The organism is Mycobacterium noviomagense (assembly GCF_010731635.1).
Lineage (GTDB): Bacteria > Actinomycetota > Actinomycetes > Mycobacteriales > Mycobacteriaceae > Mycobacterium > Mycobacterium noviomagense.
In genome coordinates this window covers 2,091,238-2,109,477 of record NZ_AP022583.1, presented here as the reverse complement: position 1 = coordinate 2,109,477, position 18,240 = coordinate 2,091,238, and the positions used below count along the sequence as shown (strand labels likewise).

Below are 18,240 nucleotides of genomic sequence, written 5' to 3'. Positions count from 1 at the left end.
CGCGCGCCGAACTCACGTCCCGGTCCAGCGCGGCGCCCGCTTCTCGGCGAACGCGATCGCCCCTTCCTTGGCGTCGTTGGACGCGAACACCGGCATCAGGATTTTCATCTGCTCGGCGAACATCGTCTGCGGGCTCCAACCGCGCGACTCGACGATGATCCGCTTGGTGGCCGCCACTGCAAGTGGACCGTTGGCGGTGATCTTCTCCGCGAGCTTGATCGCCTCGTCCAGTGCGTTGCCGGGCTCGGCCAACACGTTGACCAGCCCCAGCGCATGCGCCCGTTCCGCGGGCAGGTTGTCGCCGGTGAGCGCCAGCTCCATGGCGATCGCGTATGGGATGCGCTGCGGCAGCCGCAGCAACCCTCCCCCGCCGGCGACCAGCCCGCGTTTGACCTCGGGGATTCCGAACGCCGAATCCGTCGACGCCACGATCAGGTCGGTGGCCAACGCCAGTTCCGTGCCGCCGGCCAGCGCGTAGCCCTCGACCGCGGCGATCACCGGTTTGGCGGGCGGACGCTCGGTGAAGCCCATGCCGCGGCCCTCGACGATGACGTTCTCGCCACGCGCGAACGCCTTGAGATCCATGCCCGCACAAAACGAGCCACCTGCCCCGGTCAAAATCCCCACCGAAAGCCCGGTATCGCCGTCGAGGTGGTCCATCGCATCGGCAAGGCCCTGGCTGACCGCGGCGTTGACCGCGTTCTTCGCCTCCGGGCGGTTGATCGTGATGATCAGGATGCGGTCGCGCTGTTCGGTTAGGACTACGGGCTGGCTGTTTTCGGCTTCTGCGCTCACGACGCTGTGACGCTCCCTTCCAACTCAGGGACAGATGACCAGGCGATCGTATCCGCGGTCGTCGCTCGCGGAGGGTGCGGCTCCTCGGGCTGCCGCCCAGCCCGCATCGTTGCCGGGCTCGATTCGATTGCCCGGCTCCTCCTCGGGCTGCCGCCCAGCCCGCATCGTCGCCGGGCTAACATCACAGCAAATCCGTGCTAGGTCAGGGGGACGCGTTGACTGCCATCGATACGGAGCCCACAGAGATCTCCAAGTGGGATCCCGGCCTGACCGAACGCGTCATCGGCTTGATCCGGCCGCTGATCAAGGGCTATCACCGCGCGGAGGTGCGCGGCCTCGACAGCTTCCCACCGGGCGGTGCGCTGGTGGTGTCGAACCACTCCGGCGGGCTGTTCCCGATGGACGTTCCGGTCTTCGCCACCGGCTTCTACGAGAAGTTCGGCTATGACCGTCCCGTCTACACGTTGAGTCACGACCTGCTGTTCAACGGTCCGACGGCCGACTTTCTGATTCGCACCGGCTTTATCCGCGCCAGCCACGAAAACGCCGAGCAGGCGTTGCGCTCCGGTGGGGTGGTCGTGGTGTTCCCCGGCGGCGACTACGACGTGTACCGGCCGACGTTGTCGGAGAACAAGATCGATTTCGATGGTCGTACCGGTTATGTGCGGGCGGCTCTGAACGCCGGGGTTCCGATCGTGCCGGCCGTGGGCATCGGCGGTCAGGAAAACCAGCTCTACCTGTCCCGCGGTATGGGTCTGGCGCGCCTGCTGCGGCTCGACAAATTGATGCGGTCCAAGATCTTGCCGATTTCCATTGGCTTCCCGTTCGGACCTTCGGTGGTGCTGCCGGTCAATATCCCGCTGCCGACCAAGATCGTCATGCAGGTGCTCGAGCCGATCGACATCACGGCCGAGTTCGGCCCGGAACCTGACGTCGACGCGGTCGACGCGCACGTCCGCCGGGTGATGCAAAAGGCGCTCGACACGTTAGCCAAAGAACGCCGCCTCCCGGTGATCGGCTAAGCGGGTGGCTGCGATGGCAGGCCCGAGCGCGCTGACCCGCTTCACCGAAATCGGCGGTCTGCTCAGCACTTTGGCCCGGGCGCGGATCATCGCACCCCTGCGGCCGGACAAGTATCTTCGGATCGCCGCGGCAGGACGCCGCGAGCGCATGTCGATGACAAGCGGCGTCGCGATGTCGGCGCAGCGCTGCCCCGACCGCCCGGCGCTGATCGACGAGCTGGGCACGCTCACCTACCGCGAACTCGACCAGCGCTGCGACGCGTTGGCGGCGGCGCTGCAGGCATTACCGGGCGGCAGCCCTCCGGTCATCGCGATCATGTGCCGCAACCATCGCGGGTTCGTCGAGGCGTTGGTTGCCGCCAACCGGCTCGGCGCCGACGTGCTGTTGCTCAATACCTCGTTCGCCGGGCCCGCGCTGGCGGAGGTCGTCGAGCGGGAAGGCGCCGACGCGATCATCTATGACGAGGAGTTCACCGGCTCGGTGGATCGCGCGCTGACCGACCGGCCGGACACCACACGCGTCGTTGCGTGGACGGATGATCCGGACAACCACGAGCTGACCGTCGAAAAGCTCATTGCCGCGCACAGCGGCGAGCGGCCGGCCAGGCCGCAGCAGAAGGGGAAACTGATCCTGCTGACGTCGGGAACTACCGGAAGCCCCAAGGGCGCCAAGCGTTCCGGCGGTGGGACCAGCGAACTCAAAGCGATCCTAGACCGGGTGCCGTGGCGCGCTGAGGAGACGACGGTAGTGGTGGCGCCGATGTTTCACGCCTGGGGGTTCTCGCAGCTCGTGTTCGCCGCATCGCTGGGTTGCACCGTGGTAACCCGACGCAAGTTCGACCCGGAAGCCACCCTCGAGCTCATCGACCGCTACCAGGCCACCGGACTGTGCGTGGTGCCGGTGATGTTCGACCGGATCATGGAACTGCCCGACGAGGTGCGCCGCAAGTACAGCGGACGATCGTTGCGGTTCGCCACCGCGTCGGGTTCGCGGATGCGCCCCGACGTCGTCACTAAGTTCATGGACGAGTTCGGCGACGTGATCTACAACAACTACAACGCAACCGAGGCCGGCATGATCGCCACGGCGACTCCCGAGGATCTGCGGGCAGCACCCGACACCGCGGGAAAGCCCGCGCCCGGGACCGAGATTCGCATTCTGGATTCGGAGTTCCGCCCGGTGCCCACCGGCGAGGTCGGTCAGATCTTCGTGCGCAACACCAGTCTGTTCGACGGCTATACGACGTGCTCCACCAAAGACTTCCACGACGGATTCATGGCCTCCGGCGACGTCGGCCGCCTCGACGAAGCCGGACGGCTCTACGTCGTGGGCCGCGACGACGAGATGATCGTCTCCGGCGGGGAAAACGTCTATCCGATCGAGGTGGAGAAGACCCTGACCGCCCATCCCGAGGTCGACGAGGCCGCGGTGCTCGGGGTCGACGACGACCAATACGGCCAACGGTTGGCGGCGTTCGTCGTGCTGACCAGCGGCGCCTCGGCCACCCCGGATGACCTCAAGCAGCACGTGCGCGACAACCTCGCCAACTACAAGGTGCCCCGCGAGATCGTGGTCCTCGACGAGCTGCCCCGCAGCAGCACCGGCAAGATCCATCGCGGCGAGCTGCTTGCCCGGATCGGAAACGCCGGCTAGCGGCTTCGTGACAACCCATCCGAGCCGCACCGTGCTTCGCGCGGCCGCCGAACTGGCCAACGCCGCCAACGGATTACGGCCGCTGGCACGCCAGGGCTACGTCACGATTCCGGTGTTCGCGGTGGGCTGGCCCACCACCGAGCTGGCGCCGTGGCTGCTGGGCGGCTCGCTGCTCGACGCGCTGCGCCGCGCCCGCCGCGGCGACTTCGCCGGCGTGCCGGGTCGTCTGGCCTTGTGCCTGACCGTGGTCGCATGGGTGATGTTGTGGGTCATCCACCGCCGCGGTGTCCGGTCGGCACCGTATCTCGACGCGGCACTGCGTGACGCGCTAGGCCCGGATTACCGTGCGGTCCAATCGAATACGGCCACGCGCATAGCGCGCCCGACAGGTGTGTTGCGCACCGGCTTGGCCCGCCGCACATATGTGGAGAAAACGGCCACTGTCCGCTATGGTCCGCATGGCCGCGCGAACACGCTCGACATCTGGCGCCGCCGCGACCTGCCGCGCGACGGACACGCACCGGTGCTGGTGCACATCCCGGGCGGGGCGTGGGTGTTGGGCTGGCGGCGCGGGCAGGGCTACCCGCTGTTGGGATATCTCGCCGCGAGCGGCTGGGTATGCGTGTCGATCGACTACCGGGTCAGCCCGGCGCACACCTGGCCGGATCACATCGTCGACGTCAAGCGGGCATTGGCCTGGGTCAAGCAGAACATCGCCGACGCCGGCGGCGATCCGAACTTCGTGGTGCTCACCGGCGAGTCGGCGGGCGGACACCTGGCAGCGCTGGCAGCGCTGACGCCCAACGATCCGCGGTTCCAGCCCGGGTTCGCCGACGTCGACATCTCGGTGGTGGCTGCGGTGCCGGTGTACGGGCGCTATGACTGGTTCTCCACGGACGGCGCGGGACGAGCCGAGTTCATCGCGTTTCTGGAGCGGTTCGTCGTCAAGCGCCGACGAGCCGATGATCCGCAGATATTTCTCGACGCGTCGCCGATCAAACGCTTATCCTCGGGTGCGCCACCGTTTTTCGTGCTGCACGGGCGCGATGACTCGCTGATTCCGGTGTCCGAGGCGCGTGATTTCGTCAGTGCACTGCGCGAGGTGTCGACCTCGCCCGTCGCCTATGCGGAATTGCCGGGCGCCCAGCACGCTTTCGACATTTTCGGGTCCCCCCGCGCCCGCCACAGCGCTACGGCGATTGGGCGTTTTCTGTCGTGGGTCTACGCGACGTCGCGCCGCTAGGCCTGCGCCATCGCGGTCTCGACAACGGTCAGCTTTTCGGAAAGCCCTGCAGCCCTGCGTATTTCCACGAAGGTATCGATCATCGCGTCGGTCACCTCGTGAGGGTCCTTGAGGGTGGCACCATCGGTCAGCACCGAGATGTTGAGCTGATCGACATAACTCCACACGGTGATGTTCAGCCCGCTGCCGGCAGTCAGCGGTCCCACCGAATAGATTTCGGTGACCAGCGCACCGCCGACCCGGCCGCGCTCGCGCGGACCGGGAACATTGGAGATGTTCAGGTTCAGGATTTTGTTCTGCCCGTCGCGGCCGGCCAGCCACCGGAAGAAAGCCTCGGTCGGTGCCGGCGGGAAGTAGGCGGCCCAGCGGCTGACCAGCTCTGGTCCCATCAGCTGGTGACTTTCCTTGGCGGACACAGCGTTTTCATGGCACAGCCGCGTCCGCTCCAACGGGTCCTCGAGGTCGACGGGCAGCGCCACCAGCATCCCGGTGAAGTAGTTGCCGGAAACCCGCTCCGGGGAGAAGTCGAAGCTCACCGGCACCGACGCCAGCAACGGATGGTCAGCGTTGCCGTCATAGCGCAGCAGCAGGGTGCGCAGCGCCCCGGCTGACATGGCCAGCACCATGTCGTTGATCGTGGCGCCGAGCGACTTGCCGGTCTCCTTGACATCAGCCAACGCCAAAGTCGCGCTGGCGAATTTGCGCTCGGGAGTGAGCATGTGGTTGATGAACGTCGGTGGCGGCGTGAACGGCCGAGTGAGTTCCGGCGACAGTTTGCGGGAGCTGCGGCGCACCCGGGCCAACCCCTGCGTGGTGTAGCCGATGGTGCGCGGAAGCCGGCCGACATGTCGCAGATGATCGCCGAATGCCGAGCGCAACAGCTGCCCCCTGGTCGGTGCGGGGTCCGCCTCATACGAGCGGCGAGAGGGCTCGAAGTTCGGCTGGAGGTCCATCCCGCGGGCCAACAGGTTGGCCGAGGCCACGCCGTCGGCGAGCGCGTGGTGGATCTTGCCCACCACCGCTATCCGGTTGTTGGCCAGGCCCTCGACGAAGTACATCTCCCACAGCGGGCGACTGCGGTCCAGCGGGGTGCTGGCGATCTGGCCGATGGCCTCGTCGAGCTCGCGGCGCCCTCCCGGGGCCGGCAGCCGCCACGGGCGGATGTGGTAGGTCAGGTCGACGTCGCAGTTCTCCCGCCACATCGGGTGGTGCAACTTGTACGGGATCTCCACCAGCTCGTAGCAGAACGGCTCGAGCTTGTAGAGCCGACTATGGATGACCCGCCGGAATTCGTCGATGCCGAAGTCACGCCGGTCCGGGTCCAGCTCGATCACCCCGACCTTGATCGTGTGCATGTGGACGTTCGGCGTTTCGCTGTACAGCAGTACCGCGTCCCACCCGCTCAGCCGTTTCACGGTCGCGCCTTCCTCATGCACGGACCTTACATTCGGGCCGCGGTCAAATAACCTCTTTGGCCCCAATCGGCGGCCGGTTGCGGTGGACCTGGTTGAGGAACAGCCCGACAGCCGTGGCCATCGCGCCGGTGCGGGCACCGTCGGTCAAATCGAACCCGTGCCCCGCCCCGGGAAGCTCCATGTAGCTGACCGGGGAATGCGAGACCGAGCGCAGCCGCTCGACGAAGCTGCGTGCTTGCTCCACGGGGATGACGGTGTCCTTGCTGCCGTGAATCACCAAGAAGGGCGGCGCTTTCGGGTGCACCCGCGCGATCGGGGAAGCCTTGCGGAACACATCGGGGTGACGCGCGATCCGTTGCTTGACCACCACGCGCTCCAGGAAGTCCACGAAGCGGACCCGCTCAGCCGTGGAGCGATCTTCCCAGTCGTAGCGGCCGTAGATCCCGACGACGGCGTCGACCGCTGTGTCGGAACCTTCGGGAAGCGCGGCCCGCAACTCCGGGTCATTGCCGGTCAGCCCGGCCAGCGCGGCGAGGTGCCCGCCGGCAGAACATCCTGCCACCGCAATGAAATTGCGGTCGCCGCCGAATTTGTCCACGTTCGCCCGCGCCCACGCGATCGCGGTTTTGACGTCCACGATGTGGGCCGGCCAGCGGTGGTGCGGCGAGACCCGGTAGCCCACTGACAGGCACACCCAGCCCAGTTCGGCCAGGTGTGACATCAGCGAATAGCCCTGCAGGGAGCGGCTGCCCTGGATCCAGGCGCCACCCGGCACGAAGATCAGGACCGGCGCGGGCTGAGTGGGCAGGTCCTTGCAGCGCCACACGTCCAGCAGCTGGGCGGGGTGCTCGCCGTACCGCACGGAGCCGCGGTACAGGTGTCGGCGATGTTGCAGCGCTCGCCAAATCGGCGGCGTTCGGTGCGGCGCGGGCCAGTCGATGGCCAGGTCGTCGCTGGGGATGATGCCACGCAGCGCTGCTTCGGAGACCGCTTGGGTCTTGTCACGGTCGCGGCGACGGATCTCGGTGATACCGGGCGTCAGCCACGCCTTGGCGGTGGTGGAGGCGAATTCCGGCAATATCCGGCAGCCCCAGACACCCATCGCGGTGACGCCGCCCAGCGGCTCCAGATGCTTGCCCACCACAGGCAGCGAAGCTGACGCAACGCTTAGCGCGAGCATGTAGTCGCCGGGACGCGCCCGCAGCAACCATTTGACGCGGCTGGCCATCGTAGGGCCGGGATAGCGGGTCGCCGGTCGTACCGTCATGCCCGGACTGTACCCCGCCAGTGCCGCAGCAAACGGTGAACAAGCCAGTTGTTCGGTAACAACATCGTTTGCGCAGGTCAGCGGGGCGGCGACCGGCTCGTTAGGGCCGGGAAAGCGGTCGATATTGTCGGGCGCCGCGCTTCTTCAATATCGCGGTGGTAGCCCGGTCAACCTGTCCAAAATCAGCGGCCGCGATTTGCCCGGCCACCACCGGGAAGGATCCGATGCGGCGGTAGCCGACGATCGCTGCAACATAAGCCATCCCACGCCATGCGGTTGCGGACGACGGGATCGGCGACGGACCAACGCCCCTGTCGCCAGTCCAAGCTTCCGAAATATACAGGGGCACAGGGTATTCGGATAGCCAGCCCACAACCGCGATGCTCGGAACTTGTATCCTATTGGCAGACAATGGTTCTCGACGCATCAGTTGTGATGGTTCATCCAATCTCTCCGTTGACGCCGCAATTGTTTCCGCGCTGTTTCCGCTGAGTAACACCCTTGGCGTGCCTAAAGGTCCGCGGGTCCGGCAGGCGGTTTGGTGTCCGTTTACGAAGCGGAAAGGTCCGCTTGTGCTTAACATTGCTGAGTGCAACGCGAGCCGCCGCGAACCATGGGTGTCGAAGAGGAGTTTCACCTCGTCGATCTGAAGACGAGGCGCCTGACCGCCCGCGCGCCCGAGTTGCTGGACGAATTGTCCGACGACTTCGTCGCCGAGTTGCAGTGCTGCGTCGTCGAGGTCAGTAGCGGGGTTTTCGACACCCTGGACGGCTTGCGCGACGACTTGGTGCGCCACCGGCGCGTGCTGGTCGAGACCGCAACCGAACTCGGCATCGGGATAGTGGCGGCCGGCACGATGCCGTTGTCGGTGCCGGCCGAAATGCAAGTCACCCAGACCGCCAGGTATCGGCAGATGCTGGCCGACTACCAGCTGTTGGCGCGCGAACAGCTGATCTGCGGCACCCAGGTGCATGTCGGCGTCGAGGACCGCGATGTTGCCGTCAAGGTAGCCAACCGGATCGCCCCGCACCTGCCAACGCTGCTGGCGCTTTCGGTCAGCTCGCCGTTTTGGGCCGACGGCGCCGACACCGGCTACTCCAGCGTGCGCACCCTGGTCTGGCAGCGGTGGCCGACCACCGGCCCGGCGCCACCGGTGGATTCCGCTGCTGACTACGACAAGCTGGTGTCGGACCTGATCGCCAGCGGAGTGATCAGCGACCCCGGGATGGTCTACTTCGATGTCCGCCCGTCGAATGTGGCGCCCACACTGGAACTTCGGGTGTGCGACAGCTGCCCGCTGGTGGACACAATCGTGTTGATAGCCGGGCTGTTTCGCGGGCTGGTGCAGCGCGAGGTCGAGGGCTTGCGGGCCGGTGCGGCGCCGACGCGGATTGCCCCGACGCTGGAGCGGGCCGCACTGTGGCGTGCGGCGCGCTCCGGCCTGGAAGGTGTGCTGGTCGACGTCAGCCGGCCGCGGGCCCGCCCCGCGGCTGACGTGGTGCGCGACCTGGTGTGCTCGTTGCGGCCACAGCTCGAGGCGACCGGTGACTGGGAGATCCTGGACGAGCTGGCGCAGCAGGCACTCGTTGCCGGTACTTCCTCGGCGCGCCAGCGCCGCGCCCTGCGCCGCCGCGGCCGGCTCACCGACGTTGTCGACCAGCTGATCGCCGAGACCGCCGAAGGCTGGCGCAGCGCCGGTGTGGCGCTCGGCGACGATCCCAGCCTGCTCTTCGGTTATCAGCCCACCGCCCGCTCCGCCCAAGGCCTTGCCGCCGACGTGTTCGCCAGTTATGACGAAGCGGTGGGCGGCGGTCGTCCGCGGCGCCCTTACGTCAAAGTGCTTGAGACGATGGCGAGTCTCGGCGCGGCCGCCTTGCGCTCGCGGGAGGGCGCTATCGAGCAAGAGCAGCGCGCCGAGGACATCACGTTCCGCGTCACCGGTCAAAGCCGCGCCCAGGTGTTCCCGCTGGATCTGGTGCCTCGCGTGGTGGCGGCCGACGAATGGGACCGGTTGGCCACCGGCCTCGGGCAGCGCGCCCGCGCGCTGGACGCATTCCTGCGCGACATCTATTCGGCTCAGCAGATTCTCGCCGACGGGGTCATCGGCATGGAGACCCTGGACCGCGCACCCGGGTTCCGTTCGACTGGCCGACTGGCCGGTGACACCGTGCACGCGCACATCAGCGGAACCGATCTGGCCTGCGACGGCGACGGCCACTGGCTGGTGCTCGAAGACAACCTGCGGGTGCCGTCGGGAGTGGCATACGCGGTTGCCAACCGCCGGTTAATGCGCAAGTACCTGCCCGAACTGCGGCCCCCAGAGGAGATCGCCGACCTCGACCGCGTCCCCCAGATGCTGCTGGAAACCCTCTCCGCGGCGGGTCCGCCGCACGCAACCGGCGCACCGGCCGTCGCGCTGCTGTCCGCCGGCTGGAAGGACTCCGCCTGGTTCGAGCACAGGTTCCTCGCGGACGAGATGGGCGTGCCGTTGGTGCAGCCGTCCGACCTGTCGGTGCGCGATCGCAGGCTGGTGCGTCATATCGGCACCGGCACCCGGCCCGTCGACGTCGTCTACGCGCGGATGGACGAAGACATGCTGTTGTCCTCGACGGGTTACGACGGCGGGCCGCTGCGGGCCGGATTGCTCAACGCGGTCATCGGCGGCAATCTGAGCATCGTGAACGCGCTCGGCAACGGGGTTGCCGACGACAAGGCGATCTACGCGTATGTGCCCGCGATGATCGAGTACTACCTCGGCGAGAAGCCGCTGCTGCCGCAAGTGCGGACGTGGATCTGCGCCGAACGCGACCAGCGCGACTATGTGCTGGGCCACCTCTCCGAGTTGGTGGTCAAGCCGATCGACGGGCTCGGCGGCAGCGGCGTGCTGATCGGTCCGGACGCCAGCGACGCGGCGCTGGAGGCGCGCCGCCGCGAAATGACGCTGCAGCCAGAGCGTTTCATCGCCCAGGAGTTGATCGCGCTGTCGACGCACCCGACTTTCGACGGGGAAGGCATGTACCCGCATCACGTCGACCTGCGCGCATTCGTACACTTGCGCGCACGCCCCAGTGGGTCGGTATCGGCCCATGTCGCGCCCGCCGCGCTGACGCGGGTGGCGAGCAGGGGGTCACGGATCGTCAACTCGTCAGCCGGCGGCGGCAGTAAGGACACCTGGATTTTGACTCAACCGATAACCGGTGCGTCGGAACACCGCGACCGCCAGACGATACCGGCCTGAGGGAGCGGCCACGAATGTGCGGTATCGGCGGTGAGATCCGGTTCGACGGGCGATCCGCGGACGTTGCTGCGGTGGCCCGGATGGCCGACGCGATGCGGTCGCGCGGCCCGGACTCCGACGGCCTGGTGGCACACGGGCCGGTCGCGCTGGGACACCGCCGGCTGTCGATCATCGACCTGTCCACGCGTGGCGCCCAACCGATGGTGGACAGCGCCCTGGGGCTGACGCTGGTCTTCAACGGCTGCATCTACAACTACCAAGACCTCCGCCGTGAACTGGAAAAGTTTGGCTACCAATTCTTTTCGACCGCCGACAGCGAGGTCGTGATCAAAGCGTTCCACCGCTGGGGAACCCGCTGTGTGGAACGCTTCAAAGGGATGTTCGCGTTCGCGATCGCCGACCGCGACTCCGGGGTGGTGACCCTGGCCCGTGACCGGCTGGGCATCAAGCCGCTGTATCTCGCCCAAACCCCGGGCCGGTTGCGGTTCGCCTCGGCGGTGCGCGCGCTGCTGGACGCCGGCGAAGTGGATACCGAACTGGACCGTCACGCGCTGCACCACTACATGACCTTTCACTCGGTGGTGCCCGCGCCCCGCACGATCTACCGGGGAGTACGCAAACTGCCGCCAGCCACCGTCCGGGTGATCCAGCCCGACGGCACCCACACCGACACCGTCTACTGGAACCCCGCCTTCGAGCGCGATCCCGATCGCGCATCCTGGTCCGAACGGGACTGGCAGGACGCCCTGATGGACGCGCTGCGCACGGCCGTACACAGACGGATGGTCGCCGACGTGCCGGTCGGAGTGTTGCTTTCCGGCGGCATCGACTCCTCGATTGTGGTGGCGCTGCTGGCTGAGCAGGGCCAGCACGGGCTGGCCACCTTCTCCATCGGGTTCGACTCTGCCGGCGGCGAATCCGGCGACGAGTACGCCTACTCGGATCTGATCGCCAAGACCTTCGAGACCGATCACCACAAGATCCATATCGACAGCTCGCGGCTGCTGCCCGCGGTTCCGAAAACCATTGCCGCCATGAGCGAACCGATGGTCAGCCACGACTGCGTGGCGTTCTATCTGCTGTCGGAGGAAGTGAGCAAATCGGTCAAGGTGGTGCAGTCCGGCCAGGGCGCCGACGAGATCTTGGGCGGATACAACTGGTACCCGCCGCTGGCCAACGTCGCACGCGAGCAGACCACCGAGGCATACGCCAAGGTATTTTTCGACCGCAGTCATAGCGACGTGATGAAAATCTTTGCACCCGAGTACGGAATCGACGTCGATGTCAGCCGTCAGTTCGCGACCGCGCACCAGTCTGCGCCCGGCGCCGAAACCGCCGTGGACGCCGCGCTGCGGCTCGACACACAGGTGATGCTGGTCGAAGACCCCGTCAAGCGCGTCGACACGATGACCATGGCGTGGGGGCTGGAGGCCCGGGTGCCGTTTTTGGACCACGACTTCGTCGAGCTGGCCGCCACCTGTCCTCCGGAATTGAAGTTGGCTTCGGACGGCAAGGGTGTGCTCAAGGACGCGTCGCGGGCCCTGCTGCCGTCGCAGGTGATCGACCGCACCAAAGGCTATTTCCCGGTGCCGGGTATTCGGCACTTGAATGGGCCGGTGCTGGACATGGTTCGGGAGGCATTGAGCGACAACGCTGCTCGCGCGCGGGGTCTGTACCGCGCCGAAACGGTGAATGCGCTGCTGGCCGAACCCAACAAGACGCGCACCACGCTGGATGCCAACGCGCTCTGGCAGCTTGCGGTGTTGGAGATGTGGCTGCAGGGCATGGCGGGCTGACGTGGTCACACGGCACGTACGCGCGAACTACGGCGCGTCACTGTCCCCTGACGCGAGGGTCTTCGCGCACATCGTCGACGACGTCGGCTATCCACGAGCGGTACAGCGCTTTTTGCGCGGCTGGCGAGCCAGCTCTTCACGTGATGTCGTGCTGCCGGTCGACGGTCCGGTCACTCGGGTGATCCACTCCCCCAACGACCGCTGGCTGGCCTGCGAGGTGGCGCCCGGTGGCGGCACCTGCACCCAGATCTGGATGGTTACGACCGATCCCGACGATCCGTCGGCTTGGCGAATCGACCGGGAGGAGAATGGTACCGCCGAGTTGGTCGGTTGGGACGGCGCCCGGGTAGCGGCGATCCTGACCGAAGAAAACGGTATCGGCTCGTCCTGCCTGATCGACCCGTCTGACGGCAATTGTATTGTGCTTGACAAACGTTCGGGTGGCCACCTGGTCGACGCATGGGCCGGCGCGTCGCTGGTGCGGGTCGGCCCCCGCGGCTACCACGAGCTGATCTTGCTGCACGGGCTGACTGAAACAGCGCTGCTGCCATCGGATCCTGGATCTAATACCGAAGCAGGCATCATCCTCGACGACCATCATCCACGCCGGATACGTTGTGGCCCGACGGGTGAGCAGACCAGACGCTTCTACCCACACAAGTTCTACGACATCAACAGTCCGCAGGGTTATGTGCGTTGTCTGGTCCGCAGCGACAACGGCTGCGACCGTGCCCGCCTCTTGGAGGCCACCGCCACCGAGGACGGCGTCGTCTATCACGTGGTGGCCGAACGCCCTGACTGCGAGCTTGACGAGTTCATCGTCAGCGACGACCTCAGCACAGTTGCACTGTTGTGGAACCTCCACGGCGTCAGTGAACTACAGATGATGTCGTTCCTCGACTACACGCTGCAGGAACCGATTCCGCTGCCGGGACCGGTGGCAAGCGAACTGTCCATCAGCGCCACGGGCTCGATGGTCGCGCTCACCGTCGAGGGCCCGTCGATGCCGCGGACAGTGGAACTGGTGGATCCGCGATCTCGCGAATGGGTGCGCATCGAGCGCGAACCCAGCCGCGGACCGGTGGTGGCCGGACACAGCACTGGGCCCACGCTGGAGACGATCACCGCGCGCGACGGTCTGACGTTTACCGGTTGGCTGTACCGGCCGCCGGCCTGGGTGGCGCACGCCGGGGCGCTGGTGTATCTACATGGCGGCCCGGAGGGACAGGCCAGGCCTGGCTATGACGAGTTTTTCCCGGACCTGCTCAATGCGGGCGTCACGGTGTTTACTCCGAATGTCCGGGGCTCTGGGGGATTCGGGAGGTCGTTTCTGCACGCCGACGACAAGGAGAAACGCTTCGCCGCGATCGATGACGTTGCCGACTGTGTCCGGTTTTTGATTGAGGGGGGCTTCGCCGAGGAGAACCGGATCGCATGTGCTGGCCGGTCGTACGGCGGTTTTCTGACGCTGGCTGCGCTCACGTTTCATCCGGAGCTTTTCGCCGCCGGGGTCAGCATCTGCGGGATGAGCGACCTGTCCACGTTCTACCGCAATACCGAACCGTGGATCGCCGAGGCTGCATTTTCTGAGTACGGCCACCCAGTCCACGACCGCGCATTGTTCGAGCAACTGTCGCCGCTGCGCCGCGTCGACGCGTTGACGGCGCCGCTGCTGGTCGTGCACGGCGCCAACGACACCAATGTGCCGCCGAGCGAATCCGAGCAGATCGTCGAGGCGCTGCGTGAGCGGGGCCGAGATGTGCGCTTCCTGCTATTCGAAGACGACGGTCATGACATCGCTAAACGGGAAAACCGCGAGACACTGGCCACCGTCCTTGGCGAGTGGCTCGCCACCGCATTCGCGAGCGCCCAGACAACTCCTGGGGCACCAGGTGCCGGCATTCACCGAATAGGAGTAACCGATGCTCAGTAATGATCTGCGGCGGCGCCGGCTGGAAGTCATCCGCGAGCACCTGGACACCGAAGTAACCCAGGACTTCGACCGCACGCTAGCCACGTTCAATGGGCACCCGCACTACGAGATCATGGCGACGGGCCAGGTTTTCGACGGCGACGACGAGGTCATGGGTTACTACCGAACCACCCGGGCGGCGTTTCCCGATCAGCGCCACGACAACGTCCGTTACCACATCGCCGATGACGCGGTGATCGTCGAATTCGACCTACTGGGCACCAATCTCGGCGAATTCTACGGCCTTCCGCCGACGGGCAAGGCGTTTCGGGTACCGGTCGTTGCGGTGTTTTTCTTCGACGCTGACCGCATCGTCAACGAGCGAATCTATTTCGATTCGGCAAGTCTGGTGACCCAGATCGGTCGTGCTGAGCTGCTCGGCCAAGCTCCGGTCTGATTGCCCGGTACCGATTTCGGTATCGGTCCTGCGGCGCGACCAAGACACGCGATACTGAACCGATGTCCGGCACAGACTTTCACCCTGACCTTCGCACTATCGCCCGCGTCCTGCCGCGAGGCCTAGGGCTCGGCCGCACGCTGGGGCTGATGCGTGCACTTCACTTTGTGATGGGGATTCGCGGGCCGAGCGATGTGGAGGTGCTGACCTTGGGCTCCGGTGCCGGTGTCCGGCTGTTCCGGCCCGCCGGGGTTATCGAGCCCGCCCCCGCGCTGCTATGGATCCACGGCGGTGGGTACGTGCTGGGCCGCGCTCGGATGGACGACGCCTGGTGTCGCCGGGTGGCCGACACGCTCGCTATTACGGTCGCGTCGGTGGAATACCGGCTGGCACCCGAATTCCCCTATCCGGCAGGGCTGGAGGACTGCTATTCGGCGTTGACCTGGGTGGCGGAGCTTCCTGCGGTGGACCCAACGCGAGTGGCGATTGGCGGCGCCAGCGCCGGTGGTGGTATGGCCGCGGCGCTGGCGTTCTTGGCCCGGGACCGCGGCGAGGTCGCTCCGGTTCTACAGCTGCTGGCCTACCCGATGCTCGACGACCGCAGCGCGGCAAACCCGACAAACCCGAATTACCGGCTATGGGACCCCGCTTGCAATCGGTTCGGCTGGAGTGCATATCTCGCTGACGCCGATCCGCAGGTGGCGGTGCCCGCCCGTCGCGACGACCTGAGCGGGCTGCCGCCCGCGTGGATCGGCGTCGGAACACACGACCTCTTCTACGACGAAGATCTCGCCTACGCCGAGCGGCTCAACCGGGCCGGGGTACCGTGCTCGGTCGAGGTCATTCCGGGCGCGTTCCACGGTTTCGATCGTGTGGCACGCAAAGCTTCAGTGTCGCAGGCGTTTTTCGCTAGCCAGTGCGCCAGTTTGCGGGCAGCGCTTCTCACCCCGAAGGATGCACCACCTCCCCGCTGACGATGGTCGCGGCGACCATCTCGGCATCGAGTTCGCCCAGCGCCGTGTGCGCCGGCACGCTCAGAATGCACAGATCCCCGGGCTGTCCCGGTTCGACGGCACGTGGTCGGTCGGGCTCGCCGGCCCGACCGAAGAACATCGACAAAGCCGTTCGCGCCGTGATGCATTCGCTCTGATTGAGGACAGCGCCGCTGGGCGTGGCGCGGCGCACTGCTGCGCGCATCGCCGCCCACGGATCGTCGCCGCCGAACGGCATATCGGTGGACAGTGCGACCGGAACGCCGGCGTTGACCAGCGATGCCACCCGCCACAGCTGGTCATGCTCACCAACCGGGACTTCGGCGAGGTACTGATCGCCGCGTTCGGCGACGAAGTTGGGTTGGGTGACCACGATGACGCGGAGCTCGGCAAGGTCGGCAAGCGAGTCGGGCGGCGCCACGGCGGCATGCTCGATCCGGTCGCCCGGGCGTGCGCCGGCCTGGCGCAGCGCCGCGATGGCCACTACCAGCTGCGCGGCGGTCACACAATGGATGGCGACCGAGCCGCCGGCACGGTGGCGCTCGGCGATCCAGCCCGCCAGCGCGTCGAGGTCCAGGCTGTCGTCATGCAGGATGCGCTTGCCCGGCGACAGACAGCGCACGTGTTGCAGCAATGTCCCGCGCCGGTGCAGTTCGGTCAGTGTCACGATGTCGCCGACCCCGAGATCCGGTGTGGCGTCGGTGACGCCGGTGACGCCGTAGCGAGCCAGTCTGCGGCTGACCGGGGCCAGGTTGGTTTCGCGGCGCCCCAGCGCGTCTGACCAATCGGGGTCCGAACTGCGCAACCTGCCGTCGGGGTGATCGGACAACCCGACCCTGTCCAGGGCCGGCGAGTTAAGGATCCACAGCACCCCACTGCGGTGCTGGACGCGCACCGGCACCGGCGGAGAGATGGCGTCGAGCACTGCGCGATCCAGCGGGCCGGCGACCGAATCGTGGTAACCGACGGCGCGGATCCAGCCGTCGCCGCCGACTTCGGCGGTGGCCAACGCGAGGGTCAGCTCCTCGCGGTTGCGCACCTGCGGCGGCCCGACCCGCACCGAATCCTCCGCGGCCGCAGCCGAATACAGATGCACGTGGTGGTCGTGCAGCCCGGGCAGCACGGTCCCGCCGGCGGCGTCGAACACCGCCTCGCCGTGCCGTGGCGTTAGGTGGACGTCGACCTCCTCGATCTGCGTCCCTACCCGGACGTCGACCGCCGTGCCGTCCAGCGTGGTGGCGCGCTGGATCAGCATGGGGTGCAGAGCCGTTCGGCGACGATGTGCCGCACTGCGGCGTTGTCGGCGCCCAGCGGCGGCGCCGACGGGCTCGGTGGCGGCGGCTGCGGCGCCGCGACAGGTGAATCCGAGATCGACGATTCGCGCGGCAGCCCGGCATACCTGGCGGCGACCGCCGCCATCGACACCTCGATCACCTCACCGCCGCCGCGGTGCAGCGACTGCGCGACTGCGCGCGCGGCTTCCAGGCCGCTGAGCGGGTCGGCGATGGCGTCGCCGCAGAACACAGGTCCGTCGCTGTCGGAGCCGACGAGCCCGCCTGCCACCGCGGCGTCGTCACCGAACGCTGCGCGGTCGGGCTGATCGCGGTAACCGTTGATGCGCAGCCACACCCGCCCCGGTCGGGCCGGCACGTCGTCGGCGCTCAAGCGGCGCCGCTGCAGCCCAGCTGGGCGCGAGGCTTCGATGACGACATCGGCGGCTGACAGCAGCCGCCGCAGCTCGTCGACGTCGTTGTCGAAATCGACTGCGTAGGAGAGCTTTCCGAAGTTCATCCAATCGAAAAACGCCGGCTCCCCGCGGCGCGTGCCGTCGGGGCGGGCCGGGCTTTCCACCTTGACCACGACTGCGCCTGCCCGGGCGAGCAGCTGAGCACACAACGGGCCCGCCCACAGCGGCGACAGGTCGGCCACCAGCAGCCCGTCGGCCTCCCGCGTCTCGGTCGCGGTGCCGGCGCGTCGTACGACGGGTGGCGCCGCCGCCGTCTCGCCCAGCGCCGCGGCGGCGATGTCGAGCAGCTGCGCGCGGGCGACAACCGCTTCGCTGGAATGCGTTGCCGCCCAGTCCGTTAGCGCCGGCCACGGGTCCGCCGGAATGGTGTCGGCTTCCAGCAGCGCCGGCAGTGCGGCAACGTCGTCGGCGCGCGGCAGCGCTATCGCGCACCACCCGTCAGCGGTGGCCAGCAGCCGCGTCGCGCGACCGGCGGAGACGCGGCCCTGCCGCGTCAGGCCGAGCAGCGCGGCCCGGCCGGCCAAGATTGTGGCGGCGTCGGTTTCGACGCCGAGCAGTTGGCCGATGTCGGCGGTCAGCCGCCGCGCCTCGGCCAGCACGCCGGCGCGCGAGAAGTCCGGCGGCCCGTCGGCGGGCCCGGTCAAGTGGGCCAGCCCGCTAGCGGCCCAGTCAGCCGCGGCCGAGTCCACGCTCCCATTGTGC

General features: G+C 67.3%; 13 protein-coding genes. 8 read left to right on the top strand and 5 right to left on the bottom strand.

What is annotated here, in order from left to right; genetic code table 11:
• Window positions 1-12: 12 nt before the first annotated feature.
• Window positions 13-795 carry a crotonase/enoyl-CoA hydratase family protein gene (locus G6N15_RS09710; protein ID WP_083088756.1) on the bottom strand — a complete coding sequence of 261 codons (783 nt, stop codon included), beginning with the start codon at window positions 793-795 and terminating at the stop codon, window positions 13-15.
• A gap of 215 nt (window positions 796-1,010) precedes the next feature.
• Here G6N15_RS09710 and G6N15_RS09705 point away from each other — a divergent pair, with 215 nt between their 5' ends.
• From G6N15_RS09705 to G6N15_RS09695, 3 genes are read left to right on the top strand one after another with little or no spacing between them, the layout of a single operon-like run.
• Window positions 1,011-1,817, top strand: coding sequence for a 1-acyl-sn-glycerol-3-phosphate acyltransferase (locus G6N15_RS09705; protein ID WP_083088773.1), 807 nt, complete (start codon window positions 1,011-1,013; stop codon window positions 1,815-1,817).
• Window positions 1,818-1,830: 13 nt separating this feature from the next.
• Window positions 1,831-3,471, top strand: a complete 1,641-nt coding sequence (gene fadD12, locus G6N15_RS09700; protein ID WP_083088757.1) for an acyl-CoA ligase FadD12 — start codon at window positions 1,831-1,833, stop codon at window positions 3,469-3,471.
• Window positions 3,472-3,478: 7 nt separating this feature from the next.
• Complete coding sequence (locus G6N15_RS09695) at window positions 3,479-4,714, top strand: alpha/beta hydrolase (RefSeq protein WP_083088758.1); 1,236 nt, start codon at window positions 3,479-3,481, stop codon at window positions 4,712-4,714.
• Here the strand turns inward: G6N15_RS09695 and G6N15_RS09690 are convergent.
• Window positions 4,711-6,129, bottom strand: a complete 1,419-nt coding sequence (locus tag G6N15_RS09690) for a WS/DGAT/MGAT family O-acyltransferase (protein WP_083088774.1) — start codon at window positions 6,127-6,129, stop codon at window positions 4,711-4,713. The two genes, G6N15_RS09695 and G6N15_RS09690, sit on opposite strands and share 4 nt — an antisense overlap.
• 43 nt (window positions 6,130-6,172) lie before the next feature.
• Entirely contained in the window at window positions 6,173-7,357 is a 1,185-nt protein-coding gene (locus G6N15_RS09685; protein ID WP_139797916.1) for an alpha/beta hydrolase fold domain-containing protein, read from the bottom strand.
• Window positions 7,358-8,009: 652 nt separating this feature from the next.
• On the opposite strand from G6N15_RS09685, the gene G6N15_RS09680 reads away from it, so the two are divergent.
• From G6N15_RS09680 to G6N15_RS09660, 5 genes are all read left to right on the top strand, one after another.
• Window positions 8,010-10,634: a carboxylate--amine ligase/circularly permuted type 2 ATP-grasp protein gene (locus tag G6N15_RS09680; protein ID WP_083088760.1), complete on the top strand. Its 2,625-nt coding sequence runs from the start codon at window positions 8,010-8,012 to the stop codon at window positions 10,632-10,634.
• A 14-nt stretch (window positions 10,635-10,648) separates the two neighbouring features.
• Entirely contained in the window at window positions 10,649-12,430 is a 1,782-nt protein-coding gene (locus tag G6N15_RS09675; protein WP_083088761.1) for an N-acetylglutaminylglutamine amidotransferase, read from the top strand.
• A gap of 1 nt (window position 12,431) precedes the next feature.
• A complete protein-coding gene (locus tag G6N15_RS09670) occupies window positions 12,432-14,363 on the top strand; it encodes an alpha/beta hydrolase family protein (RefSeq protein WP_232070387.1) in 1,932 nt (643 codons plus the stop codon).
• Window positions 14,353-14,799 carry an ester cyclase gene (locus G6N15_RS09665; RefSeq protein ID WP_083088763.1) on the top strand — a complete coding sequence of 149 codons (447 nt, stop codon included), beginning with the start codon at window positions 14,353-14,355 and terminating at the stop codon, window positions 14,797-14,799. Before G6N15_RS09670 ends, G6N15_RS09665 begins: the two co-directional genes overlap by 11 nt.
• A 62-nt stretch (window positions 14,800-14,861) precedes the next feature.
• Entirely contained in the window at window positions 14,862-15,773 is a 912-nt protein-coding gene (locus G6N15_RS09660) for an alpha/beta hydrolase (protein WP_083088764.1), read from the top strand.
• On the opposite strand, the gene G6N15_RS09655 is transcribed toward G6N15_RS09660, so the two are convergent.
• Entirely contained in the window at window positions 15,742-17,046 is a 1,305-nt protein-coding gene (locus G6N15_RS09655) for an amidohydrolase family protein (protein WP_083088765.1), read from the bottom strand. The genes G6N15_RS09660 and G6N15_RS09655 overlap by 32 nt on opposite strands.
• Window positions 17,040-18,227 (bottom strand): CoA transferase, encoded by a 1,188-nt coding sequence (locus G6N15_RS09650; RefSeq protein ID WP_163748011.1) that lies wholly within the window; start codon window positions 18,225-18,227, stop codon window positions 17,040-17,042. Before G6N15_RS09650 ends, G6N15_RS09655 begins: the two co-directional genes overlap by 7 nt.
• Between the last annotated feature and the right edge of the window lie 13 nt (window positions 18,228-18,240).